Source organism: Arthrobacter sp. 24S4-2 (assembly GCF_005280255.1).
Classification (GTDB): Bacteria; Actinomycetota; Actinomycetes; order Actinomycetales; family Micrococcaceae; genus Arthrobacter.
In genome coordinates, this window is record NZ_CP040018.1 from 1,666,523 (window position 1) to 1,690,047 (window position 23,525).

The window sequence follows — 23,525 nt, forward strand, 5'->3', positions numbered from 1 at the left end:
TGTCAGGCCGCCAGGATTTCCTGGCGGCCTGACACTTCCGCCTTGAGCGCATCCACCACGGCCCGCACAGGCGCCGATCGCAGGGACTCCGGCCGCGCCACGGCCCAGATGGGAAGCTGGCGCTGGAACAGCTCCGGCAGCACCGGAACGAACTCCGGGTTGTCCGCCACCATGAAGTTCGGCAGCAGGCCGATGCCTGCGCCGCAGCGGACAGCCTCCACCTGGGCGAACACGCTGGTGGCCTGGAAGCTGGATTTGGGGGCGGGCAGCTGCGAGGACCGGTGCCCCAGCTCGGCCACCTGCAGCGCCGACTCCACGTAGGAAACGAAGCCGTGATCCCGGACATCGTCCAGGGCTGCGGGCAGCCCGCGGGACCGGACATAGCCGGGCTAGCGTAGAGGCGCAGGAAATAGTTGGTGAGGAAGATGGGCTGCGCGTTGGTGACTTCCGTCCGGCCCACCACCACTTCCAGGTCCACGCCGGAGCGGTTCTGGCTGACTTTGCGCGTGGCGCTGAGCATCTCCACGTTCAACAGGGGATTCGCCTGCTGCAGCCGGACCAGCGCCGGCGCGACGAATTCCGCGCCGAACCCGTCCGAAGTGCTGATCCGGACCAGGCCGGAGAGCGTGGCGTCGCCGTTGCTGATGGCGCCGGTCAGGGAGCCGAGCGTCGCCTCGATCGCTTCCGCGGCGGCGACGGCCTGGCCGCCCAGCTCGGTGAGTTCCCAGCCGTGCGGGCTCCGCTCCAGGGTCCGTCCGCCCAGCTGCCTGTCCAGGGCGAGGATCCTGCGGGAGATGGTGGTGTGGGTGGTGCCCAGCGTGTCTGCCACGGCGTTGAACCGGCCCAGCCGGGCCACGGTCAACAGGATCAGCAAGTCATCCGGACTCGGCAGCCGGTTCAAATCCATGGTGCAGCCTTTTCGGATCGGTGTGCATCAATGCACATAGCCTCTGTAATTTTTCCCCTTGATTGCACTGTAACAGGGTGTGATGGTGGACACGGAACGTCCGGCCGCATCGGCCGGTCCACGAAGCAAAGGAGCTTTCGCCATGGCAGTTGTCGCTTGGATCGGTCTTGGAAACATGGGTGGGTCCATGTCAATCAACCTGGCCAAGGCAGGGCATGACGTCCGCGGTTTCGACCTCAATCCCGAGGCAGTGGCGGCTGCCGAGGCCGGCGGCGTGAAGCCCGTGGCGAGCATCGCCGAAGCGGTGGACGGGGCCGACGTCGTGTTCACCATGCTGCCGAAGGGCGAGCATGCCCGTGCCGTGTACCTGGGCGGGGACGGCGTCCTTGCGCACGCCGACACCCGGACGTTGCTGGTGGATTCCTCAACCATCGATATCGCCTCCGCGCAGGCACTGCACGACGCCGCCGCTGCCGCCGGCTACCGCTTCGTGGACGCCCCGGTGTCGGGCGGCATGAGCGGGGCGAAGGCCGGAACACTCACGTTCATGATCGGCGGCGAGGCGGGAGCCGTTGCCGACGCCACCGAATACGTCCGTCCCATGGCCTCCAACATCATCCCCACCGGCGGCGCCACGACAGGGCAGGCGGCGAAAATCTGCAACAACCTGATGCTCTTCATCAACCTTGCCTCCACCGCCGAAGGTGCCGTGCTCGCCGAGCGCCTGGGCCTGGACAAGCAGGTCTTCTGGGACATCGCCTCGGTTTCCTCCGGGGACAGCTGGGCACTGCGGACCTGGTACCCGGTGGGCGGCGTGGTTCCCACCGCCGCGTCCAACAACGACTTCGCCCCCACCTTCACCACCGAGCTCGCCAACAAGGACATCGGCCTCGCCATCAGCGCCGCCCGCGACACCGGCACCCCGCTGGAAATCGGCGAGCACGTGCAGACCCTCTTCCAGCGGCTCATCGATTCCGGCCAGTCCGGCAAGGACTGCTCGATGATCATCAAACTCGTCGACGGCTCGCTCGAGACCTCCAACTAGCCGCAGCCGCAACCACGAAAAGGACATTTCCATGCAACGCATTCCGCACTTCATCAACGGCGCCCTGATCAGCGACGCCGACCGCTTCGGCCCCGTCTTCAACCCCGCCACGGGTGCGCAGGAGAAGGAGGTTGCCCTGGCCTCGGCCGCCCGCGTCGAGGAAGCCATCGCCGCCGCCCAGGCCGCCCTGCCCGGCTGGCGGGCCACCAGCCTGGCCAAGCGCACCAATATCTTCTTCCGCGTCCGGGAACTCCTGACGCAGCGCAAGCCCGAACTGGCCGCCATCCTCACCAGCGAGCACGGCAAGGTGCTCTCCGACGCCGAGGGCGAGATCTCCCGCGGCCTGGAAAACATCGAGTTCGCCACCGGACTCTCCCACATGCTCAAGGGAGAGCGGTCGGAACAGGTTTCCAGCGGCGTGGACGTCCACTCGGTGCGCCAGCCGGTGGGCGTAGTTGCCTGCATTACCCCGTTCAACTTCCCCGCCATGGTGCCGCTGTGGATGATCGGCAGCGCATTGGCGTGCGGAAACACCGTCCTCCTCAAACCCAGCGAGAAGGACCCGTCGTCGGCCGTTTTCATCGCGGAGGTGTTCGCCGAGGCGGGCCTCCCGCCGGGGGTCCTGAACGTGGTCCACGGCGACAAGGAAGCGGTGGACGTGCTGCTGGAGCACCCGGGGGTGAAGGCCGTCAGTTTCGTGGGATCCACCCCGATCGCGCAGTCCATCTACAAGCGTGCGGCCGACCACGGCAAGCGCGTCCAGGCGCTGGGCGGTGCCAAGAACCACATGGTGGTCCTGCCGGATGCGGACCTGGACATGGCCGCGGATGCCGCCATCTCAGCCGCGTACGGCTCCGCGGGGGAACGGTGTATGGCCGTCTCCGTGCTCGTGGCGGTGGGCAACATTGCCGACGACCTTGTATCGGCGATCAGCAGCCGCATGGCGGACCTCAAGATCGGTCCCGGTACGGATCCGGCCTCGCAGATGGGTCCGCTGATCACCAAGGAACACCGGGACAGGGTGGCCTCCTACGTGGCGGGGGCAGCGGATGAAGGCGCCACGGTGGTGGTGGACGGGCGTGCCCAGGCCTTCGACTCGGACGGCTTCTTCATCGGGGTCAGCCTGGTGGACCACGTGAAGCCAGGCATGAAGGTGTACGACGACGAAATCTTCGGCCCCGTGCTGTCGGTGGTCCGCGCGGAGAGCTACAGCGACGCCGTCAGGCTGGTCAACGACAACGAGTTCGGCAACGGCGTGGCCATCTTCACGCGCGACGGCGGGGCGGCCCGCCAGTTCGAGTTCGACGTCGAGGCCGGCATGGTGGGCGTCAACGTGCCCATCCCGGTTCCGGTGGGGACGTTCTCCTTCGGCGGCTGGAAGAACTCGCTTTTCGGCGACACCCACATGTACGGCCCGGACAGCATCCGCTTCTACACCCGCGGCAAGGTTGTGACCACGCGCTGGCCGGATCCGTCCACGTCCGTGATCGACCTCGGCTTCCCGCAGGTCGACTAAGCGTCAGGCGGCCCGGACCGAATCAGGCGGGTCGCTGCCCTGAAACAGCCCGTGCCCTCACTGCTAAGGCAGGAGGCACGGGCTGTTTTGGCACCGCCAATAATGTCCCAGACATTAATGTCATAGCCCAGAGAGACACTTGGGTTATGGACGGTATTGGGGGGTCCGAAGCGGCTCTGGCAACGGTGGGGTGCGATTGTGCTTGCTGCTGTGGTCAGGAGCCGGTAGCAGAGGACGCAGCCTTGGCGCTGTGCCGTGGCGTGTCCGAGGAGGAGGGTGCGCGGCTGATTGATGAGATCCGGGCGCTGGAGGACAGGAAGTCTGCGTTGGCTGCCCGTCAGGCCCGGTTGTCGGTGGCCTTTGATCAGCTGCAGCGCCGCGCCCAGGCTGAAGCCGGGCTTCCGGCGGATGAACTGGGGAAGGGCATCGCCGCTCAGATCGCCCTCGCCCGTCGTGAATCGCCTGCCCGCGGTGGACGGCTGCTGGGCCTGGCCAAAGCCCTTGTGACGGAGATGCCCCACACGCTCTCCGCTTTGGAGGCTGGGCAGCTGAATGAGTGGCGGGCCACGTTGCTGGTGCGCGAAACGGCGTGCCTGTCCGCGGCGGACCGGTGCGCGGTCGATGAGCAGCTCGCCGCGGATTCCGGGGCCCTGGCCGGCGCCGGCGACCGGACCGTCGTCGGCGCGGCACGGGCAGCGGCCTACCGATTGGATCCGCGCTCGGTCGTCAACCGGGCGCGGAACGCCGTGGCCGACCGGCACGTGAGCCTCCGTCCGGCTCCGGACACCATGTGTTACCTGACCGCGCTGCTTCCGGTCACCGCCGGCGTGGCCGTCCAAGCAGCGCTCACCCGGCAAGCTGACAGACTGCGTTCGGCCGGTGACAGCCGCTCCCGTGGGCAGATCATGGCCGATGAGCTGGTTGAACGCGTGACCGGGACGCCGGGCGGGATCAGCGGCATTGAAATCCAGCTCGTCATGACCGACCGGACTCTCTTCCAGGGCGACAGCGAACCGGCCCGCCTCCCCGGGTACGGCATCGTCACTGCCAACTGGGCCAGATCGGCGGTCACACCCTTGCTGGAAAGCCCGGGCGGCGAAGCTGTTGCTGGCCCGGCTACAGCTCCGTTCACTGCCTGGGTTCGCCGGCTTTACACGGCTCCGGGCAACGGGGAACTCATAGCGATGGATTCCCGGGCGCGGCTCTTCCCCACAGCACTGCGCCGTTTCATCCAGGCCCGGGATGACACCTGCCGCACACCCTACTGCGATGCACCGGTCCGCCACCACGACCACATCGTTCCGTGGCGCGATGGCGGGTCCACCAGCCTCAAAAATGGCGAGGGACTTTGCGAAGCCTGCAACCAGAGCAAGGAAGCACCCGGTTGGGGCGCCGAACCACGCCCCGGACCCCGACACACCCTGCAAATCCACACTCCGACCGGGCACAGTTATCAATCCACTGCGCCCCCATTGCCCGGGACGCCGCCCGGAATGCCGTTGCCCGGCTCGGTGCTGCCAACAAACCGGCGCCCGAGATGCGAACTGCTGCACCGCGCCAAAATCCTGAAACGGACGCGCCTCCGTAGCGCGCTTGCCGCCTGAGGGATGGAGCATCCCCACTAGTGGTGCCTTCAGCGGAGCAATAGGATGACTGGATTCCGCCCGGTGATCGGCAGCCCGCCGCCATCGCGGCGCCACAGTCAACGTGTATGAAGGGCGGTCCCAGCCATGCTTGCCACCGACATCCGCCGGCTCTTCCCCGGGCTCAGGGACACCATTTACCTCAACACCGCCAGCATGAATGTCGGATGTACTCCCGCTAGGGAGGCCTACGAACTGGCGCTTGGGCGCTGGTCCGCCGGCCGGTTCGACTGGATGGAAGCTGAGCGGGCCGGGGAGGAAGCCCGCGCCCTGTTCGCAGAGATCATCGGCGCCACCGCCGCGGAGATAGCCATCGTTCCGGCGGTGAGTACGGCCGCGGGGATTGTCGCCGCCAACCTGCCGACCGCGAGGCACGGCGAGAACATCGTCGTTGCCGAGAATGAATTCAGCTCAAACTACTATCCCTGGCTTCTGCTCCGGGAACGCGGCTACGTGGTCCGCACCGTGGCGCCGGAGGGTGACGGCGTTTCGGCCGAGGCTCTTGGACGTGCAGCCGACTCAGGCACCCGCCTGATCGCAGTCAGCGCCGTGCATTCCGCCAACGGTTACCGGGCGGACCTGGCCGCGCTCGGCCAGGTGGCTGCCAGCTCCGGCGCCTGGTTCTTCGTCGACGCCTGCCAAGCGGCCGGCGCGGTGCCACTCGACGTTGTGCACGACGGGGTCGATTTCCTAGCCGCCGCCAGCCACAAGTTCCTGCTCGGCTCGAGGGGCATGGGCTATCTCTACGTTCGCCACGGGCTCCTCGATCGCCTCTTACCCATCGTGCCCGGTTGGAAGGCCGCCAGAACACCGGCCGAGAGCTTCTACGGACCCGCCATGGACCTGTCCCCGACTGCATCCAAGCTCGACGCTTCGTTGGCTTGGTTTCCCGCCCTGGCTGAACAGGCGGCGCTCGGCATCTTCCGCCAGTTCGGAATCACAGCCCTCCTCGACCGCAACGCCCAGCTTGCCGTTCGGCTTCAGGACGCGCTGGCAGCTGAGGGTTCTGCCTTCCGTCCGTTCCCCGACCGGCATCGCTCCACCATTTTCTCCGTCCCCGTGACCGACACCGAGGCGGTAATGGCGCGCTTCCGTCGGGACAACGTGGTGGCGTCGGTCCGGGCCGGAAAGATCCGGCTGGCGGTACATTTCTACAATTTGGAGAAGGAAGTCGATCGTGTTGCCGAGCTGATCGGGCGGGCATGAGGTGTGGGGGACAGCCTCACAGCGCTTGGCGTCGGCTAGGTCCGCAGCGGCCGGGGGGCCGAGGTTGTGGGCCTCTAGCCCTTCATGATCTCGTCACGGCGGGCCATGTATTCCTCCATGGCGATCTTGCCGTCGCTGTACTGCTGGTCCAGTTCCGCGAGTTTCCGCGCGCGGAAACCCAGGGGGGCCGACGGCGGCGGGGGAGTTGCCGGCGCGGACGGCTGCTGCGGTTCCGGGCGTGACTGGTTGGTCGGATAGTCCGGGCTGTCCTCGTACGGCACTTGTCCGGGGCCACCGGTGGCCGGGAAGGCAGGGTTCTGGTAGCCGGGGTTGTTCTGGTAGCCCGGGTTGACGTACGGCTGGTCCAGCGGGGGCTGCTGCGGCCCGCCGATCTGCCGGAAGCCGCCGCCGAAGTAATCCTGCTGGGTGAAGCCGTCGCGCGGCTGGTTGTTCGGCCGGCCCGGCTGCTGCCCGGGGAATTGGCCCGGGAACTTCGAGTTGAAATCCTGATTTTGGTTCTTGCCGCGGACCGACTTCCGGTACATGCGCATGGCGAATGGAACCACGAACGACAGGATGATGATCCAGAAAAACACGTTGCTCACAGTGGAGGGCCTCTCAGAAGTGTCCCTTCAGTTTAACCCCCGCGGCCAAGCCCCACCCGGGCGGTCCTCGGCGGGACCTCGCGCCAGCCGGGCAGACCACCTATTTCCGGACCACCGGCATTTCCAGGAACCTACCGTAGGCCGCAACGGCGTCATCGATTGCACGGATGGTGGCTCGGTCGCCGCCACCGCCGGCCACCGCTCCGATGCGGATGTCCAGCTCGCAGCGGCCGCCGCCAAAGACATGGCGCCACGAGCCGATCATGCGGCCATCCCGCAGCACCACGTGCATGGGAGTGTCCCGCTCGGGCAATGCGGGCGCCGTGCCGCCCAGGAAGTGCCGCGTCCGCGAATAGCCCATGACGTATTCGTCGTAGCACTGGATCAGATCGATCCGTGGCTGTCCGTCCGCCGCAGGTTCGTGCTGGGAGTCCGGCAGGAAATGAACCTCCGTGCCGTCCAGCGCGGCGGTCTCGAGTGCATCGGGGTCAATTTCGAGCGCCAGGCTCAGTCCCAGCCGGACGTCAGCGACCGTAAGCCCGGACCAGTCGGCACAGTCTTTGACCGTGGCCGGTCCCCGGCTGCAGAAATAGCGCCTGACAAGCTCCGCCAGTGCCTCCTCGCGGTCGGACGGGCCTCCTGCCGCTGGCGGAACACGCTCGTCGAAGAGGGCGTAGGTCTGGCGCAGCGCTCCTCCCTTGCTGCGAACGGGCGTCCCGCTGGTCAGGACCCCGCTGATCTCAGCGTGCATGATCAGGTATGCAAGTTCCAGGCCCCTGGCCGCGAAACCGTTGCGCTGCAGTTCTGCCGCGAGCTCTTCCCGGGTTTTGTGGGCGCCGTCGGCCACGGCGGCGGCCATGACCCCTCGGCTCCTGGCCGCCGCTGCGGAGTCGATGCCTGTTTGCCGGTACATGCCCCCGTTTCCCTGATGCAGCCGGGGAGCGGACAGCAGCATCAGCCAGCGGAGGTCGTCTCGGTGCACAAAATGCCAGGTGGGCCGCAGGATGTGCGTCCGGAGGATCCTGCCGTCAGCAACGGCCTGTTCGACGTCGGCGGCGTTGGCTCCTGCTGTGCGCTGCGCCAGAGTCCAGCGCGCATAGGCGAACTCCTGCGACTGGACGGCCAGCAGGCTCTTCAGGGCAGCCTCGGGTGAAACCGCGTGGGGAGGGCGGAGCTGCTGCCGGCTAAGCCTTAGCCTGACAACGCCGTCGGCGTCCACCCGTACCTACCCCTGCCTGGGCTCTTGTCCCGGGACCTCGCCCGAACCCAACGGCATGCCGGGACCAAACACCGGACCGGGCGTGGGCCGTTTGGCCGTGACGCCGTCCCCGGAGGACTGGTGGCGCAGCCGGCGGACAACCCACGGAACGAAGTATTCGCGCGCCCACACCAGGTCCCCGGACCGTGCCTCGCGCCAAGTGCGCTGGGGGAGCGGCTTGGGGGAGAGCGGCTCCAGGGTGTGCCGGACGTTGAGGGAATCCAGCACCATGGCCGCGATGGTGTGGTGGCCCAATGGCGAGAAGTGCAGGCGGTCCTGGTTCCACATCTGCGGGTCGCTGAGCTGGCGGAGGGACCACATGTCGGCGATGACGGCGTCGTGCCGGGCCGCAACGGTGCGGAGGTTCTCGTTGTAGATGGCGATCTTGCTGCGGATTCTGCCCAGCACGGAGGAACCGGTGTCCGGGCCGTTGAACAGCACCACGGTGGCGCCGCCCAGGCTCAGGATGTGCACCACTGAGTCCAGCTTTTCGGCCAGTGCATCCGGGTCGCCGCCGGGACGGATAAGGTCGTTGCCGCCCGCGGACAGGGTCACCAAATCCGGTTTGAGGGCCAGGCACGGTGCCAGTTGCTGGTCCACGATCTGCTGCAGCAGCCGTCCGCGGACAGCCAGGTTCGCATAGGCAAAATCAGCGTGGCCGCGGCTCAGTTCCTCGGCCACGCGGTCCGCCCAGCCGCGGTGCCCGCCCGGGCTTCCGGGTTCCGGGTCGCCGATGCCCTCAGTGAAGGAATCACCCATGGCGGCATAACGTCCCCAGGGGTGGGCATCAACAGTGTCCTGCGGATTCGGAATGGCTTCAGTTTCGCTCACGTTTCCATCCTGCCTCGTAGGTAACAAGCTACGCCACCGTAGGTTGTTACCCGGGGGTAACTGCAAGAATGGTTCCATGACTGAAGCCGACGTTTCCACCGCCCCTGTTGTCCTGTGGTCCACCCCGGAAGAGACCCGCTCGGGAAAGCCGCTCCTGGTGCTGCTGCACGGTTACGGTGCCAATGAGCAGGACCTCCTGAGCCTTGCGGATCTCCTCCCCGGCGATTTCGCGGTCGCGTCCGTCCGGGCCCCAATCGCCATGGGGCCGGGCTTCACCTGGTTCCCGCTGACGGACTCCGCAGACTACTCGCTGGACGCGGTCAAGGACGCTGCCGGTTTTGTCCTGGACTGGCTCGACGGCGTCAAAGGTGACCACCCGACCGTGACCCTGCTTGGTTTCTCGATGGGCATGGCGATGGCCACCACACTGCTGCGTCAGCGTCCCGCTGACTTCGCCGCCGTCGTCGGACTTTCCGGTTTTGTGGTGAACGCAGACGGGGATCCGAGCTTCCGCGACGGCGAACTGGACGGCACTGTGCCGCTGTTCTGGGGCCGCGACCAGCAGGACCCGGTCATCACCCAGGACAAGATTGAGTACACCATGGGCTGGGTGCGGGGCCACGTGAAGCTGACGAAGGTCCTCTACGCAGGCATGTGGCATGGGATCAACCAGCAGGAAATCGGCCACGTGTCCGAGTTCCTCACCCACGAGGTGCTGAAGAAGTAGTTCAGGAACCGGCGGGGGTCGAAATCCGCACGGTCCGGCCATTGACAGTGACTGTGTCGCCGTCGTGGAGCTGGCGGCCCCGCCGGTCGTCAATTTCGCCGTTGACCTTGACCAGCCCGTTCCTGATCAGCTCCGTGGCCTCGACGCCGTCCTCCACGAGGTTGGCGAGCTTCAGCAGCTGGCCCAGGCGGATCATGTCGTCACGGATGGGGATCTCTTCGATTTCCGGGTTGCTCATACAAGCAATGATGCCTGACGTAAGGTGAATCCAGTGACCCATGCACCCCGCCTTCCACTCATTGCAGGACTGCCGCTGGCTGTAGCCGCCGGCCTCGCCATCCCCATCCAGGGCCGGATCAACGGTGCGCTGGGCGCCCGGCTGAACGACGGCATCGCCGCCGCGGTGGTGAGTTTCACCACGGGGCTGATCCTGATGACGGTGGTGTCGCTGGTCCTGCCGAGAGGCCGCCGCGGGTTGGCGCAGATCCTGCCGGCGCTCCGGGAACACCGCTTTCCGCCGGTCTACGTAATCGCCGGCACGATCGGTGCCTTCTTTGTCTTTGCCCAGTCCTTCACCGTGGGGCTCCTGGGCGTGGCCCTGTTTACGGTGGCCACAGTGACGGGCCAGACGCTGAGCGGGCTGCTCGTGGACCGGCTGGGAATCGGCCCCGCCGGCAAGAAGTCGGTCACCGGCATCCGCGTCCTGGGCACCGTGCTGACCATCGCCGCCGTCGCCTGGGCCGTGTCCCCACGGTTCGGCGGCGCCGGGGCAGGCGGAGCCGCCGGGCCCGGCGCCGGCGCGGACCCGGCCCAGTTGCTGCTGCCGGTGCTCCTTCCCGTCATTGCCGGCTTCCTGATGAGTTTCCAGCAGGCCATGAACGGGACGGCCACCGTGCATTACGGCACGCCCGTCGCCGCAACCCTGGTGAACTTCATCTCCGGCGCCACGGTGCTGTGGGTGGCCTGGCTGATCAAGCTGGCCGTCGTCGGGGCAGGGAACGGCCTGCCGGGGGACTGGTGGTACTACCTGGGCGGTCCCATGGGGTGCGCGTTCATCGGACTGGGAGCCCTGCTGGTCCGGAGCCTGGGTGTGCTGGTTACGGGACTGGGCATGATTGCCGGCCAACTGCTCGGTTCCCTCGGCCTGGACCTGGCCCTTCCCGCGCCCGGCACAGTGGTGGCCCTGCCCACCGTCCTTGGCACCGTCCTGACACTCGGTGCCATCGTCCTGGCCACCTTGCCGTGGCCCCGCGGCGCGCTCAAGCGGTAGCCGGGCCGGTAGGCTAGGACACGCAGCATCCTGCACATTTTTCCTTCGTACCGCCCCGCCCGGCAACCAGCCGGGTGCAAGGGGCCTGAAAATCGCGCGGACCGCACCCAGCGGCCCTGTAGAAATTGGAGTTCCCATGGCAGCAAAATCCGTACTCGACCAGGTCATCTCCCTCTCCAAGAGGAGGGGCTTCGTCTTCCAGGCCGGTGAAATCTATGGTGGCTCCCGTTCTGCCTGGGACTACGGGCCCCTCGGTGCCGAGCTGAAGGAAAACATCAAGCGCCAGTGGTGGCAGTCCGTGGTCCGCGGCCGCGAGGACGTGGTGGGCCTTGATTCCTCCGTGATCCTTCCCCGCCAGGTATGGGAAGCCTCCGGCCACGTGGAGGTCTTCTCCGATCCGCTGGTGGAGTGCCTCTCCTGCCACAAGCGCTACCGCGCCGACCACCTCGAGGAAGAGTACGAGGAGAAGAAGGGCCGTCCGGCCGAGAATGGCCTGAAGGACATCGCATGCGCCAACTGCGGCACCCGCGGCGAATGGACGGAGCCGCAGGAATTCTCCGGCCTGCTCAAGACCTTCCTGGGCCCGGTGGCCAACGAGGAAGGCATGCACTACCTGCGCCCGGAAACGGCGCAGGGCATCTTCGTGAACTTCAACAACGTGCTCACCACCTCGCGGAAGAAGCCGCCCTTCGGCATCGGCCAGATCGGCAAGTCCTTCCGCAACGAGATCACGCCCGGGAACTTCATCTTCCGGACCCGTGAGTTCGAGCAGATGGAAATGGAATTCTTCGTCGAGCCCGGCACGGACGAGCAGTGGCACCAGTACTGGATGAAGGAGCGCATGGACTGGTACACCGGCCTGGGCATCCGCGAAGAGAACCTGCGTTTCTTCGAGCACCCGCTGGAGAAGCTGAGCCACTACTCCAAGGGCACCACGGACATCGAATACCGCTTCGGCTTCCAGGGCTCCGAGTGGGGCGAGCTGGAAGGCATAGCCAACCGCACGGACTTCGACCTCTCCACGCACTCCAAGGCCTCCGGTCACGACCTCAGCTACTTCAACCAGGCCACCAACGAGCGCTTCACCCCGTACGTGATTGAGCCCGCCGCCGGCCTGACCCGTTCCTTCATGGCGTTCCTGATCGACGCCTACACCGAGGACGAGGCCCCAATGCCAAGGGCGGCGTGGATGTCCGCACTGTGCTGAAGCTGGATCCGCGGCTGGCTCCGGTCAAGGCCGCCGTGCTGCCGCTGAGCCGCAACGAGGACCTGTCCCCGAAGGCAAAGGCCCTGGGCACCCAGCTGCGCAAGAACTGGAACATCGACTTCGACGACGCCGGCGCCATCGGCCGCCGCTACCGCCGCCAGGACGAGATCGGCACGCCCTTCTGCATCACCGTGGACTTCGACACCCTCGAGGACCAGGCTGTCACCATCCGCGAACGCGACACCATGAGCCAGGAACGCGTCTCCCTGGACAAGGTGGAGGGCTACCTTGCCGCGCGGCTGATCGGCGCCTGAGCATGGCAATCGAATACCGGGAGTGGCGCGAGGGCGACGACCTGGCGCTGCTGGAAATCTGGGGCGGACCGGAAACGGTCCAGGCCGGGCAGTTCCGCGGCACCCTGGCACCTTCGGGCAACTCGCCGTGGCGCCGCTGCATCGTGGCCGAAGACGTGGTCGACGGAATCGGCGTCCCCGTGGCGGCGGGAGTCGTCCACGAGGCGTCCCTCCACCCGGAACGGCTCTGGGCGTACATCGAAGTGTCCCGCGACCACCGCCGCGAAGGCATCGGCTCCACCCTGCTGACCATGCTGCGCCACGAGGCTGCAGCGGCGCCGTCGGGCGTCTCCAAGCTCCGGTGCAAAGTGGAGCCGGAAACCCCGGGGAAGCCTTCGCCGAAGCTGCCGGCCTGGCGCCCATCCAGCGCTCGCGGCTGGTGGTGGTGGAGTCCGCCCCGCTGAAGCTTCCTGTGTTCGGCGACGGTTCCGAGGCCGCCGCATCCGAGCAGGTGGAGGACCTCGCCACCGGTTCGGTTGAACTGAGCGACGTCGTGGGCCGCTACTACACCTCGGTGCACGGCTGGGACAGTCCGGGCGAACTGGGAATCCCCACCGTCCAGCGCCTGTTCCTGGACGACCTCACCGGCGCGCACGGCGCCATCGTGCTGCGCGCACCGAAGGCCAGTGCCTTCGGGCAGGGCGTGCCGCCCAGCCGGAAGGGCCGGCTGCAGGCTTTTGCCATCAGCTACGCGCAGGCTGTCCCCGGGGTTGGCGGTCCCGAAGAGGGCCACGCGGCGAAGGCCGGCGGGCCCTCGGACGTGTTCCTGGGCCACGAACCGGAACTGCCTGCGGACGAGGCGCAGGCCGCGGTCCGCGACCTGCTGGCGCTGATCGCGTACCAGTACCCGGTGCTGCTGGAACTGGACGATTCGATGACAGCGCTGCGCGCCGTCGTCGAGCCTCTGCTGGCGGACGGCAAGGCACGCGTTCAGGGTGCCGAGACGTTCGTCGTTGCCGACCCGGCCTAGCCCTTAACCCAGCTGGCCCGCAGCAGTCCCCGTTTTCCAACGGCGGCTGCTGCGGGTCAGATTGGTTTAAGGCGGGATGCGAATCTGCCGGCCTAACCGCGCCGTCCGCCCGCGCGCCGCGGCCCTTCGGCCGCATCCAGCCGCTGCCGTTCCTTGTCTGTCGGTGCACCGCCGGCCAGGTGTGCGGGCATCCACCAGGTTCCCGGGGCCGGCGTCAGGGGGAAGTCCCCGGCAGCAACGTCGATGCCGGACTGGAGGACCTTCCTGAGCTCTTCGGTGGCAGGCCGGGCGTCGTGGGCAGGGTCCGGCAACGTCCCGGGCTGCAGGGGCTCGCCCACATGGATCCGCACCGGCGCCCGCCAGGCCCGCCAGGGGGAGAAACCGTGGTGCCGGGTCAGGAGCCGGTGCGCGCCCCAGACGGACACCGGGATGATCGGCACCCCGGCTTCGGCGGCCATCCGGACGGCGCCGGTCTTGCATTCGCGGACCGTGAAGCTTCGGCTGACACCGGCTTCGGGCAGGACGGCGACATACTCGCCAGCGCGCAGCTTCGCGACGGCGGCATCGTACGCCCCGCCGCCGGAACCGTAGGGAACCACCACCTGCCCGGCCGCGCTGACGGCGGGCCCGGCAAACCAGTGGTCCGCCGCTCCCTGGGTGATCAGGAAGCGCAGTTGTGCCCGGGTATGCTGCCACAGCACCAGCTCCGCAAAGGCGAAGTCCAGGTAGCCAAAATGCGTGATGGCGACGACGGCTCCCTCACCCGGGACTACCCGACGGTATGGCCCGTTGAGTGCTCCCGCCGCGGGGAGGTGCTCCTTCCCGGTGAGAATGACACGTACCCGGAACAGCCCGCGGAACACCAGCCCGGTCCGGACAATCAAGCGGTAGAAGCGGTCATTCGGCCGCGGACGCCATGCCAACTCAGCGCCCGCCCGCCGGCCGGCGCGGAGGCCAGGGGATAAAGCCCGACGTCGACTCCACGTACTGCTTGTAGCCCGGCCGTGCGGACATCGCCTTCTCGGTAAGGCGCTTACCGGTCTTGCCGGCCAGCGCCCAGATCATCAGCGCAGGGGACAGAACGGTCAGGATTCCGGGCCAGGAGTCTGCGGCGATGAGGAACAGCCCGGTCCACACGGCGGCATCACCGAAGTAGTTCGGGTGGCGGGTGTACCGCCACAGCCCCGTGTTCAGGACCGTTCCCTTGTGGGCGGGGTCCTTCTTGAATTGCGCCAGCTGCCAGTCGCCCACGGTCTCGAAAACAAAGCCGACAGCCCAGAGCACCACACCCAGCAGGGCCGCCCAGCCCAACGGGCCGGTGGCGAACATCCCCACCTGGGCGGTGAGGGAGACGAAGAACATCACCATGCCCTGAGGCAGGTAGACGCGGCGCAGCGCATAGGCGTTGCGCGAGCCGGGCGCCCCGCCGAGAATGGCCTCATAGCGGGGGTCCTCGTGGCCGCCGCGGGCCCGCCAGCCGATGTGTATCCCGAGACGGAGGCCCCACACGCCTGTGAGCAGCAGGAGCAGTAGGCGACGGCCGTCGTCGCCCGTTCCCGCGGACAGCAGCCACGACACCGCCGCAACGGCGACGAAGCCGGGACCCCAGGCCACGTCCATCACGGAGTGCCTCCGCTGCGCCACCGCAACGGCGAAGGTGGCGGCAAGGACGCCGGCCACAGCCAGGGCTGTCCACGGCAGGCTGGCCAGGAACCCGTACACGGGAAAACCGGCCATGATCAGAGCACCACCGGAATGCCGGCCGCGGTTTCCGGCAGCAGGGCATCAAACCGGGCCGGTCCGGCGCCGACTTCCACTCCGGCGCGCTCGCCGTAGGCCTTCAGCACGTAGCCCGTGGCCAGGTTGTGCCACAGCCGGACCCGGCGGAACATGAAGTGTCCGGCCCCGGCCAGCGACACGTAGCGCAGTTCCTGCGCGAGGGGAGCGGCGCGCTGTGCGAACTTCAGCGATTCGGCGGGACTGGTCCAGCGGTCCGCGGAGCCGTGAACAATGAGCACCTTGCGGCCGGCCACCCTCTCCGCCGGTGTCTCGGCACTGAGCCACGGGGCCAGCGACACAACGGCACCAACGTGCGGGTCGTCGGCCACGCATATAGCGGTGAGCCCTCCCATCGAATGCCCCAGCAGGTAAACCGGCACGCCCGGGTGCTGTTCGTGGATCCGGGCGAGCGCCCACCGTGCATCCTGCAGCGGTGACATGTCCGGGCCGTTCCAGCCGCGCACGCTGTTCCGAAGCGTCCAGACGGCAAGTCCGTGCTTGCCGCCGGCACGGTGCAGGTGCCTTGCGAAGGGCACCATGCGGGCGGGGCTGAGGTGGCGTGCCTCAACAGGCTGGTAGCTGTGCGAACGCCCGCCGTGCAGCACCAGGGCCACGCCGCGGGTGGCGCCGGCGGCTTCGCGCACGGTCAGCACTGGCCGGGTGACGGCCGCCCCGGTATTTTCTTCGCCGTTCGTGCGATTGCCCACGCGCGCCTCCAGACTCCTCGTCCTACAGTTATAAACCCAGTGGTGCCGGCGTTTAGTTCCGGTCTGAGCCGGTACTCCTGGGCATGCCGGACATTCCCGCGGTCATACAGGGCATTCGGAGCCGCTAAGCCCAGCGATTGCTGTGCAGTTTCCAACGAATGATGGGGCCTCCGGATGTGATCCAGAAGCGTCCGGCATATCTTCAGCTCCTGAAGCATGGCATGCAAACTTTCTCATCCGGAGCTGATCTGCATGGTTTTCCACCATTGGCCAGTTATTGCGATGCCGAGCAGGGAGACCGGGATGCAGAGGAAAAGCTGCAGCGGGCTGACCGTATCGGCCGCCGCCGCGCCGCCCATGCCCATCCAGAGGCTCGGTGCGGCGTAGGGAAACCACGCTCCGGCCCCGAACGCTGTCACTACCTGGGTAGTGACGACCAGCAGCACGAGTGCGCCGACGCCGGGCAGATAGCCGCGGGCAACGCTGGCTACCACGGCGAGAGGACATGCGAGCAGGGCTGCCATGCCGCCGGCGCACCATGCCTTGCCCGCGGCTGCCAGGTCCTCCGGACCTGGCACGCCCAGGCCGATGGCGGCGCCGGCAACAAGCGCAGCGACAACGGTGGCCAGACATAGCAGCAGGGCCCAGAGCAGGATCACCGTGAACTTCGCGTAGGCGAGCCGCCGCCGACTGACCGGTAGGGCAAACAGGCAGGCCTGGGTTTTTTCGGTGAACTCGCGACCGAAGCACCAACACACCACGAAGCCGATGCCCATCAGCGCTCCGACGGACAAGAGCATTCCCACCATTGCCAGATACCCGGCCCAGCCCGCGCCGGTTAGCATGGCGGCGGCTTTGAGGCCGATCTGGCTGGACCCGTCGGAGGTCGCAGCGACCATGAAGGCAGCTGCGAGCACTGGCAGGCCGGCGCCAATGAGGACGGATACCGTCCGCACCACCGGTGCCCGGCGGAATTTCAGGGCCTCGAATTCGCGTGCCTGCCCGGAAGTCCTCATGGTTGCTCCTGCTCTCGCATGTCGGAGTGCAGTACCAGGTCGAAGAACCGGCGTTCAAGGTCCACGGTTCCGGGCTGCAGTGTGCCAATGATCTTTCCCCGGTGGAGCACGCTGATCCTGTCGGCGATGCGTGCGACCTCATCAAGGTGGTGGCTGGAGACCAGGACGGCTGCGCCCCTGTCCCCGCATGCCTCCTGGAGCAACCGGCGGAGAACGATGACACCGCGGGGGTCCAGTGCGCTGGTCGGTTCGTCCAGGACAAGCACGTCCGGTCCATGGGCCAGGGCCGCGGCCAGACCTACGCGCTGCCGGTTTCCCAGCGACAGCGTCCCGGCGCGCCGGGTGGTGTATTGCTCCAGCCCCAGATCAGACAGGGCCCTCCCGGCGGCGGATCCGGCGGCGTCCCGGTCCATTCCGTGCAACCGGGCGGAGCAGTACACGTTCTCGCGTGCGGTCAGCTCCGGGTACGCGAACGGGGTCTCCAGCATTTGCCCGACCCTTGACCATACCTGCGGTCCTGCATCGGCTACCGATAGCCCCGTCAGATGAGCCGAGCCTCGGTCGGGTTTGAGCATGCCCAACAGGATCCTCATCAACGTCGTCTTTCCGGCGCCGTTCAGTCCTACCAGGGCGTGGATTTCCGACGGTCCCACGTCGAGGGACACATCGTCCAGGACGGGGATTCCGCCGAGGGCTTTCGTTACTCCCACCGCCCTAATGGCTGCGGACGTCTCCATCAGTTTCGCCGCTCTGTCCGGCCTGATTCGCCCATCAGGTCCAGGGCCGTGTTCATACGGTCCCGCAGTTCCTGCCCGTCCGACGCCGACGCCCAATCCAGCAGGGCGGCAGTCAAGCCGCCCAGGCAGGCTCCTGCTGCGACTCGGGCTTCAAGTCGGCCAACGCCCGTCCCCGTCAGTGCTTCAACGATCCGGTCCTCGGTCCTGCGGTTGTTCTCCCAGATGCCGGCCGCAAGCCGCGTATGTCCTGCTACCAGCTTGATCCTTTCCCTGGTCGATTCGTCGGTGGCGCCGGGCGCCGAGCTCCACGCGGCCAGAAGGCCCAACCGGACACGTTCCAGGGCCGGCAGCCCGGGGTCCTGGTCGGCAATGTGATCCGCAATCACCGGATCATATGGGTCATCCAAGACCACGGCCTCCTTCGTCGGAAAATACCGGAAAAAGGTCATCTGCGAGACACCGGCCGCCTCCGCGATCTGCGCGACGGTTGTTCCGTCGAAACCTTGCTGAAGGAACAGTGCCATGGCCCGTTCCTGCAGGAGCGCCCGGGTGGCTGCGGCTTTTCGCATAATGAGAATGTTAGTCTCTAACATTCTCGGTGGTAAAGATCTTCCCTCCGGCCGGCACATGCCGTACCCAGCCTTGAATTCGGCCTTCGACTGGATATATCCCAAGGTTGCCCGATCGACGGCAAGTCCCGGGCAGCACGTAAAGTGCAGGCATGAGGTTTTACTGCTGATGGGTGCCGGACACTCGCACGGTCACATGGATCATTCGGAGCTGACACCCGGGGCACTCGCTGCGCGGAAACGCGCCAACTGGCTCCTGGCGGCGGTGCTGGTACCGCTGACGCTCCTTACCCTCGCGGCCATGGCCATGATGTGGCCCTCGGGGAACAAAGCGGACCTGAAGCTGTCCAGTCCCTACGCGGCGGCGCCCGGGGTGACGTTCGATACCGGCAAGATCCAGCGGGTGGTGGTGGAAAGCTGCATCCAAGGGGCCGCCCAGCCACAGGCAACCCAGCAGGGGAGTGACTGCACCTTCGCATTTACCGAGCCGGACAAGGGCGGCAACCCGGTCAAGGTGGTGATCAACCCGGACGTCGTGAAATCCCATGGCGTCAAAGTCGGGGACGACATCCGCTACCTGAACCTCTCCAACGCCCAGGGCGCGTCCGGCGGCCAGGGCTCGCCGGCCTATATCTTCGTGGACTTTGTCCGCACCATGCCCATCATCCTGCTGGCCATCCTGTACGCCGTGGTGGTGATCGCCGTGGCGCGCTGGCGCGGGCTGCGGGCGCTCATCGGGCTCGTGGGCGCCTACGCGGTGCTGGTGTCCTTCATGCTGCCGGGGCTGGTGGAAGGGAAGCCGCCCCTCCTGCTGGCGCTGGTGGGGTCCACGGTGATCATGATCGGGGTCCTCTACTTCGCGCACGGCTTCACGGCGCGAACATCCACTGCGCTGCTGGGCACCATGTTCGGCCTGGGCATCACCGCGCTCCTGGCGGCGTGGGCCACGGATGCGGCCAACCTGGCCGGTGTGGGCAGCCACGACGCCGCCACCCTGGCGAACATCTCGGACAACATCTCCATTTCCGGCATCATCCTGTGCGGCCTGATCATCTCCGGCCTCGGTGTCCTCAACGACGTCACCATCACCCAGTCCTCCGCGGTGTGGGAACTGTATGAGCTCGCCCCCGAAACGGGCGCGCGGCAGCTGTTCTCGTCCGCCATGAGGATCGGCCGCGACCACATTGCGTCCACCGTGTACACCATCGCGTTCGCCTATGCGGGGGCGGCGCTGCCCATCCTCATCATCGTGATGCTGTACGACCGTCCGCTCGGCGAGGCGCTCACCAGCGCCGAGCTCTCCGAGGAAGTCATCAGGACGCTGGTGGGCTCGGTGGGCCTGGTGCTTGCCATCCCGGTCACAACACTCATCGCGGTGCTGGTGGTCAAGGCCACCGGTCCCCGACGGCTCGGTGCAGTCGGCGCCGCGGCCTCGCAGCCGGACCGCGACGACGGCAACGTCCGCGAGCTTGAAACCGCGGCTGAGTCCGCTGACGCCTTTGAATCGTTCGACACCGGCGAGCTTGCCGCCGTCGTTATGACGCGGCGGGCACGCAGGGAAGCCGAGCGGAGGGAGACGGAGTAGCTCCCGGGCCATGACATTTGTCATCGATGATTGGTGACACCTGCCCCCGGCACCGGACGCGGATCACGGCTTGGATGGGTAGTGGACCAACCCATCAGCCAAGGAGAGTCATGACAACAACGGGTGTGCCGGCCGTCCACGCCGCCGGATTGCACAAGAGCTTCGGAAAGGTCCACGCCGTCCGCGGCCTGGACCTCACCGTGCAGCCGGGGGAGGTGGTGGCGTTCCTCGGGCCCAACGGCGCGGGCAAGACCACCACCATCGATATGATCCTCGGATTGAGCGCCCCTGACCAGGGAAGCGTTTCCATCTTCGGCCACACTCCCCGGGGAGCCATCGCCCGCGGCCAGGTGGCAGCCGTGATGCAGACCGGCGGCTTGTTGCGGGACATCAGCGTCCGTGAGACCGTGCAGCTCACCGCCGCCATGTTCGATTCCTCCCGTCCCGTGGATGAAGTCCTGGCGCGGGCCGGCATTCTGGAGATCGCGGACCGCAAGGTGGAAAAGTGCTCGGGCGGCCAGCAGCAGCGCCTGCGCTTCGCCATGGCACTCGTCTCCGATCCCGGACTGCTCATCCTGGACGAGCCCACCACCGGCATGGACGTCGCCGGACGGCGCGACTTCTGGACCGCCATCAGGGCCGATGCCCTGCGCGGACGGACTGTCATTTTCGCCACCCATTACCTCGAAGAAGCCGATGCCTACGCGGACCGGATTGTCCTGGTCCGGCAAGGCAGCATCGTTGCCGATGGCACTGCCGCCCAGATCAAGAACCTTGCCTCCGGCCGCACCGTCAAGGCTTCGCTCCCGGCAACAGAGCGCGGGCTGCTGGCAGGGATGCCGCCTGCGGAAAGCATCGAGTACGACGGCGGACGCCTCACCGTCCGCACCGGCGACTCGGACGCCGTCGTCCGGTACTTGCTCAACAACACTGGAGCGCATGACGTTGAGGTGGCTGCCAACAACCTCGAGGAGGCCTTCGTCGCCCTCACCGGCGACGCCGCCGCGCCGGAATCCGAGAGCATGAGTTTTGAAGGAGACCTCGTATGAGCACGGCGGCCATCCAGGACCGAAAGCCATCCGCGGGCGGGGTCAACCGGACGTTCCTCTGGATCGAGATCAAGCGGATGCTGCGGAACCGCCGGACGATTATTTTCACGGTGTTCATGCCGGCAATCTTCTTCTTCATTTTCGGCCTGTCCAACAAGGACCAGCACCTGCCCAATGGACACAGCTACGGCCAGTACATCCTCATCAGCCTGACGGTTTATGCGGCCATGACCGCAGCAACGGGCGCCGGCAGCCAAGTGGCAGTGGAGCGCGCACAGGGCTGGAGCCGCCAACTTCGCCTCACGCCCCTCCTGCCCGGTGCGTACATCGCAGTGAAGGCCCTGGCTGCACTGACGCTGTCCCTCGTAGCAGTCGTTGCCCAGTTCGCCATCGGTGCCCTGGCCGGTGTCACCATGGATGCGCAGACCTGGCTGACAGCGGGGCTTGTGGCCTGGCTGGGCTCCCTCGTCTTCGCTGCCCTCGGATTGTTCGTCGGCTACCTTATGCCGAGCCAGAACGTCATGCAGATCCTTGGCCCGGCCCTGGCCATCCTTGCCATGCTCGGCGGGCTGTTCATGCCGATCGAGGTCATGGGGGAGACGTTTGGGAACATCGCCAAATTCACGCCGGCCTACGGGATCGGACAACTGGCGCGGAGCCCCATCACCGGCGAGTTTGATTGGGCCTGGATCGCCAATGTGGTCTTTTGGCTGGCGATATTCGTGGCCGGGGCCGCGATGGCTTTCCGCCGCGACACGAAACGCGTCTGAACAGGCCACTAAGGTAGGCACCATGACCAGCAAGACAGGCGGCATTTCCTGCAGGGACGTGTTCACCGGCAACATGTTCAGGGGACCTGGCCCGCGCGGCTGGTTCATTGGAGCGGGACTCTCCATCCTCCTCTGGGCCTGGCCGACGTGGAACCTCGTGTGGTCCGTGGACGAGCCGCCGGCCTGGAAAGCGGCGGCGTCGGTGTCGCTGATCGCGTTCTTTGCCGCCTACGCCTTCCTGCCCCAGATCAGTTGGCGCCTGGGCGTCCGGGTGGGCATCGCGTCTGTCTGCATCATGCTGGCCCTGAGCGGGGTGATCATCTTCCTCATCGGAAGGGAAGCCTTGTGGACTTGGACGTTCCTCGCCTGCGCCATCGCCATGACGTCCCTTCCGCCGCGCACGGACTTCTTCCTCATCGTCACCTTGTCCGTCGCCTCCGCCACCATCCAACTGGTGACGGGAAACGCGGAGCAGGCGCTCGTCCAGTCCGGGCTCGTGTTGTCACTCGGCCTCATGATGTCCGCCTTCGCCCGGCTGATCAGGCAGACCGCCCGTCTCCGGGAAGCGCAGACCAAACTGGCCGATGCCGCCGTCGCTGCGGAGCGCAGCCGGGTAGCCCGGGACATGCACGACATCCTGGGTCATTCCTTGACGGTGATCGCCGTCAAGGCCGAGCTGGCCGGGAGGATGCTGGACACCGTCCCCGGAGATCCTGCCCGGGACAAAGCCGCCGCCGAGATCGCCGCGGTGCAGGACCTGGCCCGAGGTGCGCTCGCCGACGTCCGGGCCACGGTGGCAGGCTATCGCGGCGTCAACGTCCTGGCCGAGCTCGCCGTCGCCCGGACGGCCTTGGAATCGGCCGGGATCGACGCCGAATTGCCGGGAACCGTTGAACAGGTTCCGGCGCGGCACAGGGAACTCTTCGGCTGGGTGCTGCGCGAAGGCATCACCAATGTTGTGCGGCACTCCGGCGCCGCGCGCTGCCGTGTCCGGCTGTCGGCGTCGGGCGTTCTGGTGGAGGACGACGGCGTCGGCCTGGCGTCCGGGGGCCGCTCCGGGAACGGTCTGATTGGGATCCGTGAAAGGGTGGATGCCGCCGGGGGAACCGTCAGCATTGGCCCGAGTGACCTGGGAGGGTTCAGATTGGCGGTTGAGGTATGAACATTCGATTGGTGATCGCGGATGATCAGGCGCTGGTGCGCGGAGCCCTGGCAGCATTGCTCGGCTTGGAGCCGGATATCGAGGTGGTCGCGGAACTGGGCGACGGGACCGGGGTGGCGGCCGCCGTCGTCGAGCACTCTGCCGATGTGGCAATGCTCGACGTCGAGATGCCCGGCCTGGACGGGATCAGCGCGGCAGCAGCAGTCCGGCGTGCGGCACCGTCCTGCCGGGTCCTCATGGTCACTACCTTCGGCCGGCCCGGCTACCTCAAGCGCGCCATGCAGGCGGGAGCCTCCGGATTCGTCGTCAAGGACACCCCGGCGCGGCAGCTGGCCGAAGCCGTACGCCGGGTCCATCAGGGACTCCGCGTGGTGGACCCCGTGCTCGCCGCGGAATCATTGACCGCCGGAGACAGCCCGCTGACCGAGCGTGAAGCGGAGGTGCTCAATGCGGCGTCCGACGGCGGAACAGTCGCCGATATCGCGAAGTCGGCAATGCTCTCCGAAGGGACGGTCCGAAACTACCTGTCTGCGGCCATGGCAAAGACGGGCGGGCGGACCCGTGCCGAGGCAGTGCACATCGCGGAAGACAACGGTTGGCTGCTCTAGGTGTT

Annotated in this window: 22 protein-coding genes and 3 pseudogenes; 13 read left to right on the plus strand and 12 right to left on the minus strand. The window is 67.0% G+C overall.

All coding sequences use genetic code 11. The features are described from left to right. Window positions 1–2 precede the first annotated feature (2 nt). Together FCN77_RS26700 and FCN77_RS26705 are read right to left on the minus strand one after the other, a co-directional pair. A complete protein-coding gene (locus FCN77_RS26700) occupies window positions 3–317 on the minus strand; it encodes a LysR substrate-binding domain-containing protein (RefSeq protein WP_254678897.1) in 315 nt (104 codons plus the stop codon). 449 nt (window positions 318–766) lie between these two features. After that, window positions 767–907: pseudogene (locus FCN77_RS26705) on the minus strand (LysR family transcriptional regulator); the annotation flags it as partial. Window positions 908–1,049: 142 nt separating this feature from the next. Between FCN77_RS26705 and mmsB the strand changes: the two are divergent. The 4 genes from mmsB to FCN77_RS07605 all read left to right on the plus strand — a co-directional run bounded on the left by mmsB (window position 1,050) and on the right by FCN77_RS07605 (window position 6,317). Beyond that, window positions 1,050–1,952 (plus strand): 3-hydroxyisobutyrate dehydrogenase, encoded by a 903-nt coding sequence (gene mmsB, locus FCN77_RS07590; protein ID WP_137321778.1) that lies wholly within the window; start codon window positions 1,050–1,052, stop codon window positions 1,950–1,952. 31 nt (window positions 1,953–1,983) lie between these two features. Then, window positions 1,984–3,468, plus strand: coding sequence for a CoA-acylating methylmalonate-semialdehyde dehydrogenase (locus FCN77_RS07595; protein ID WP_137321779.1), 1,485 nt, complete (start codon window positions 1,984–1,986; stop codon window positions 3,466–3,468). Between the two features lie 146 nt (window positions 3,469–3,614). Next, window positions 3,615–5,072 (plus strand): HNH endonuclease signature motif containing protein, encoded by a 1,458-nt coding sequence (locus FCN77_RS07600; RefSeq protein ID WP_137321780.1) that lies wholly within the window; start codon window positions 3,615–3,617, stop codon window positions 5,070–5,072. 126 nt (window positions 5,073–5,198) lie between these two features. Beyond that, a complete protein-coding gene (locus FCN77_RS07605; RefSeq protein WP_137321781.1) occupies window positions 5,199–6,317 on the plus strand; it encodes an aminotransferase class V-fold PLP-dependent enzyme in 1,119 nt (372 codons plus the stop codon). 74 nt (window positions 6,318–6,391) lie between these two features. Here the strand turns inward: FCN77_RS07605 and FCN77_RS07610 are convergent, their stop codons facing one another. The 3 genes from FCN77_RS07610 to FCN77_RS07620 form a co-directional block, all read right to left on the minus strand. Then, the gene (locus tag FCN77_RS07610; RefSeq protein WP_137321782.1) at window positions 6,392–6,922 is read right to left on the minus strand and encodes a hypothetical protein; all 531 of its coding nucleotides are present in this window, start codon (window positions 6,920–6,922) and stop codon (window positions 6,392–6,394) included. A gap of 100 nt (window positions 6,923–7,022) precedes the next feature. Beyond that, the gene (locus FCN77_RS07615) at window positions 7,023–8,141 is read right to left on the minus strand and encodes a winged helix DNA-binding domain-containing protein (protein WP_137321783.1); all 1,119 of its coding nucleotides are present in this window, start codon (window positions 8,139–8,141) and stop codon (window positions 7,023–7,025) included. A 6-nt stretch (window positions 8,142–8,147) separates the two neighbouring features. Continuing rightward, window positions 8,148–8,939, minus strand: coding sequence for an SGNH/GDSL hydrolase family protein (locus FCN77_RS07620; RefSeq protein WP_254679003.1), 792 nt, complete (start codon window positions 8,937–8,939; stop codon window positions 8,148–8,150). A 148-nt stretch (window positions 8,940–9,087) separates the two neighbouring features. Between FCN77_RS07620 and FCN77_RS07625 the strand changes: the two genes are divergently transcribed. Next, on the plus strand, window positions 9,088–9,738 hold the full coding sequence (locus FCN77_RS07625) for an alpha/beta hydrolase (RefSeq protein ID WP_137321785.1): 651 nt from the start codon (window positions 9,088–9,090) through the stop codon (window positions 9,736–9,738). A gap of 1 nt (window position 9,739) precedes the next feature. Here FCN77_RS07625 and FCN77_RS07630 read toward each other — a convergent pair whose 3' ends face one another. Continuing rightward, window positions 9,740–9,976 carry an RNA-binding S4 domain-containing protein gene (locus FCN77_RS07630; RefSeq protein WP_137321786.1) on the minus strand — a complete coding sequence of 79 codons (237 nt, stop codon included), beginning with the start codon at window positions 9,974–9,976 and terminating at the stop codon, window positions 9,740–9,742. A gap of 33 nt (window positions 9,977–10,009) precedes the next feature. Here FCN77_RS07630 and FCN77_RS07635 point away from each other — a divergent pair, with 33 nt between their 5' ends. The 3 genes and pseudogenes from FCN77_RS07635 (at window position 10,010) to FCN77_RS07645 (ending at window position 13,538) form a co-directional block, all read left to right on the plus strand. Then, window positions 10,010–11,008: a DMT family transporter gene (locus FCN77_RS07635; protein ID WP_137321787.1), complete on the plus strand. Its 999-nt coding sequence runs from the start codon at window positions 10,010–10,012 to the stop codon at window positions 11,006–11,008. A gap of 136 nt (window positions 11,009–11,144) precedes the next feature. Beyond that, window positions 11,145–12,529, plus strand: a pseudogene (locus FCN77_RS07640) (glycine--tRNA ligase). Between the two features lie 2 nt (window positions 12,530–12,531). Beyond that, window positions 12,532–13,538 (plus strand): annotated as a pseudogene (locus tag FCN77_RS07645) (GNAT family N-acetyltransferase). 92 nt (window positions 13,539–13,630) lie between these two features. Here the strand turns inward: FCN77_RS07645 and FCN77_RS07650 are convergent. The 6 genes from FCN77_RS07650 to FCN77_RS07675 all read right to left on the minus strand — a co-directional run bounded on the left by FCN77_RS07650 (window position 13,631) and on the right by FCN77_RS07675 (window position 18,346). Further along, window positions 13,631–14,461 (minus strand): 1-acyl-sn-glycerol-3-phosphate acyltransferase, encoded by an 831-nt coding sequence (locus tag FCN77_RS07650; protein WP_137321788.1) that lies wholly within the window; start codon window positions 14,459–14,461, stop codon window positions 13,631–13,633. Between the two features lies 1 nt (window position 14,462). Then, window positions 14,463–15,275, minus strand: a complete 813-nt coding sequence (locus FCN77_RS07655; RefSeq protein WP_137321789.1) for a DUF1295 domain-containing protein — start codon at window positions 15,273–15,275, stop codon at window positions 14,463–14,465. A gap of 2 nt (window positions 15,276–15,277) precedes the next feature. Continuing rightward, window positions 15,278–16,024 carry an alpha/beta hydrolase gene (locus FCN77_RS07660; RefSeq protein ID WP_175417182.1) on the minus strand — a complete coding sequence of 249 codons (747 nt, stop codon included), beginning with the start codon at window positions 16,022–16,024 and terminating at the stop codon, window positions 15,278–15,280. A 233-nt stretch (window positions 16,025–16,257) separates the two neighbouring features. Beyond that, on the minus strand, window positions 16,258–17,040 hold the full coding sequence (locus FCN77_RS07665; protein ID WP_137321790.1) for an ABC transporter permease: 783 nt from the start codon (window positions 17,038–17,040) through the stop codon (window positions 16,258–16,260). Beyond that, window positions 17,037–17,777, minus strand: coding sequence for an ABC transporter ATP-binding protein (locus tag FCN77_RS07670; RefSeq protein WP_137321791.1), 741 nt, complete (start codon window positions 17,775–17,777; stop codon window positions 17,037–17,039). The genes FCN77_RS07665 and FCN77_RS07670 overlap by 4 nt, the downstream gene beginning before the upstream one ends. After that, window positions 17,777–18,346: a TetR family transcriptional regulator gene (locus FCN77_RS07675; RefSeq protein WP_137321792.1), complete on the minus strand. Its 570-nt coding sequence runs from the start codon at window positions 18,344–18,346 to the stop codon at window positions 17,777–17,779. The genes FCN77_RS07670 and FCN77_RS07675 overlap by 1 nt, the downstream gene beginning before the upstream one ends. 169 nt (window positions 18,347–18,515) lie before the next feature. Here FCN77_RS07675 and FCN77_RS07680 point away from each other — a divergent pair, with 169 nt between their 5' ends. The 5 genes from FCN77_RS07680 (at window position 18,516) to FCN77_RS07700 (ending at window position 23,520) form a co-directional block, all read left to right on the plus strand. Next, entirely contained in the window at window positions 18,516–19,931 is a 1,416-nt protein-coding gene (locus FCN77_RS07680) for a YibE/F family protein (protein ID WP_137321793.1), read from the plus strand. Window positions 19,932–20,041: 110 nt separating this feature from the next. Next, window positions 20,042–20,980 carry an ABC transporter ATP-binding protein gene (locus FCN77_RS07685; RefSeq protein ID WP_137321794.1) on the plus strand — a complete coding sequence of 313 codons (939 nt, stop codon included), beginning with the start codon at window positions 20,042–20,044 and terminating at the stop codon, window positions 20,978–20,980. Beyond that, a complete protein-coding gene (locus FCN77_RS07690; protein ID WP_137321795.1) occupies window positions 20,977–21,750 on the plus strand; it encodes an ABC transporter permease in 774 nt (257 codons plus the stop codon). The genes FCN77_RS07685 and FCN77_RS07690 overlap by 4 nt, the downstream gene beginning before the upstream one ends. A gap of 22 nt (window positions 21,751–21,772) precedes the next feature. Then, window positions 21,773–22,912: a sensor histidine kinase gene (locus FCN77_RS07695; RefSeq protein WP_175417183.1), complete on the plus strand. Its 1,140-nt coding sequence runs from the start codon at window positions 21,773–21,775 to the stop codon at window positions 22,910–22,912. Next, on the plus strand, window positions 22,909–23,520 hold the full coding sequence (locus FCN77_RS07700) for a response regulator (RefSeq protein WP_137321797.1): 612 nt from the start codon (window positions 22,909–22,911) through the stop codon (window positions 23,518–23,520). Before FCN77_RS07695 ends, FCN77_RS07700 begins: the two co-directional genes overlap by 4 nt. The last annotated feature ends 5 nt before the right edge of the window (window positions 23,521–23,525 follow it).

Bases quoted from the DNA above. Each gene is read 5' to 3' on its own strand.
- FCN77_RS07600 (WP_137321780.1), top strand. From the start codon at position 3,615: ATGGACGGTATTGGGGGGTCCGAAGCGGCTCTGGCAACGGTGGGGTGC.
- mmsB (WP_137321778.1), top strand. From the start codon at position 1,050: ATGGCAGTTGTCGCTTGGATCGGTCTTGGAAACATGGGTGGGTCCATG.
- FCN77_RS07595 (WP_137321779.1), top strand. From the start codon at position 1,984: ATGCAACGCATTCCGCACTTCATCAACGGCGCCCTGATCAGCGACGCC.
- FCN77_RS07700 (WP_137321797.1), top strand. From the start codon at position 22,909: ATGAACATTCGATTGGTGATCGCGGATGATCAGGCGCTGGTGCGCGGA.
- FCN77_RS07620 (WP_254679003.1), bottom strand. From the start codon at position 8,939: ATGGGTGATTCCTTCACTGAGGGCATCGGCGACCCGGAACCCGGAAGC.
- FCN77_RS07625 (WP_137321785.1), top strand. From the start codon at position 9,088: ATGACTGAAGCCGACGTTTCCACCGCCCCTGTTGTCCTGTGGTCCACC.
- FCN77_RS07690 (WP_137321795.1), top strand. From the start codon at position 20,977: ATGAGCACGGCGGCCATCCAGGACCGAAAGCCATCCGCGGGCGGGGTC.
- FCN77_RS07675 (WP_137321792.1), bottom strand. From the start codon at position 18,346: ATGCGAAAAGCCGCAGCCACCCGGGCGCTCCTGCAGGAACGGGCCATG.
- FCN77_RS07695 (WP_175417183.1), top strand. From the start codon at position 21,773: ATGACCAGCAAGACAGGCGGCATTTCCTGCAGGGACGTGTTCACCGGC.
- FCN77_RS07630 (WP_137321786.1), bottom strand. From the start codon at position 9,976: ATGAGCAACCCGGAAATCGAAGAGATCCCCATCCGTGACGACATGATC.
- FCN77_RS07685 (WP_137321794.1), top strand. From the start codon at position 20,042: ATGACAACAACGGGTGTGCCGGCCGTCCACGCCGCCGGATTGCACAAG.
- FCN77_RS07670 (WP_137321791.1), bottom strand. From the start codon at position 17,777: ATGGAGACGTCCGCAGCCATTAGGGCGGTGGGAGTAACGAAAGCCCTC.
- FCN77_RS07655 (WP_137321789.1), bottom strand. From the start codon at position 15,275: ATGGCCGGTTTTCCCGTGTACGGGTTCCTGGCCAGCCTGCCGTGGACA.
- FCN77_RS07605 (WP_137321781.1), top strand. From the start codon at position 5,199: ATGCTTGCCACCGACATCCGCCGGCTCTTCCCCGGGCTCAGGGACACC.
- FCN77_RS07680 (WP_137321793.1), top strand. From the start codon at position 18,516: ATGGGTGCCGGACACTCGCACGGTCACATGGATCATTCGGAGCTGACA.
- FCN77_RS07665 (WP_137321790.1), bottom strand. From the start codon at position 17,040: ATGAGGACTTCCGGGCAGGCACGCGAATTCGAGGCCCTGAAATTCCGC.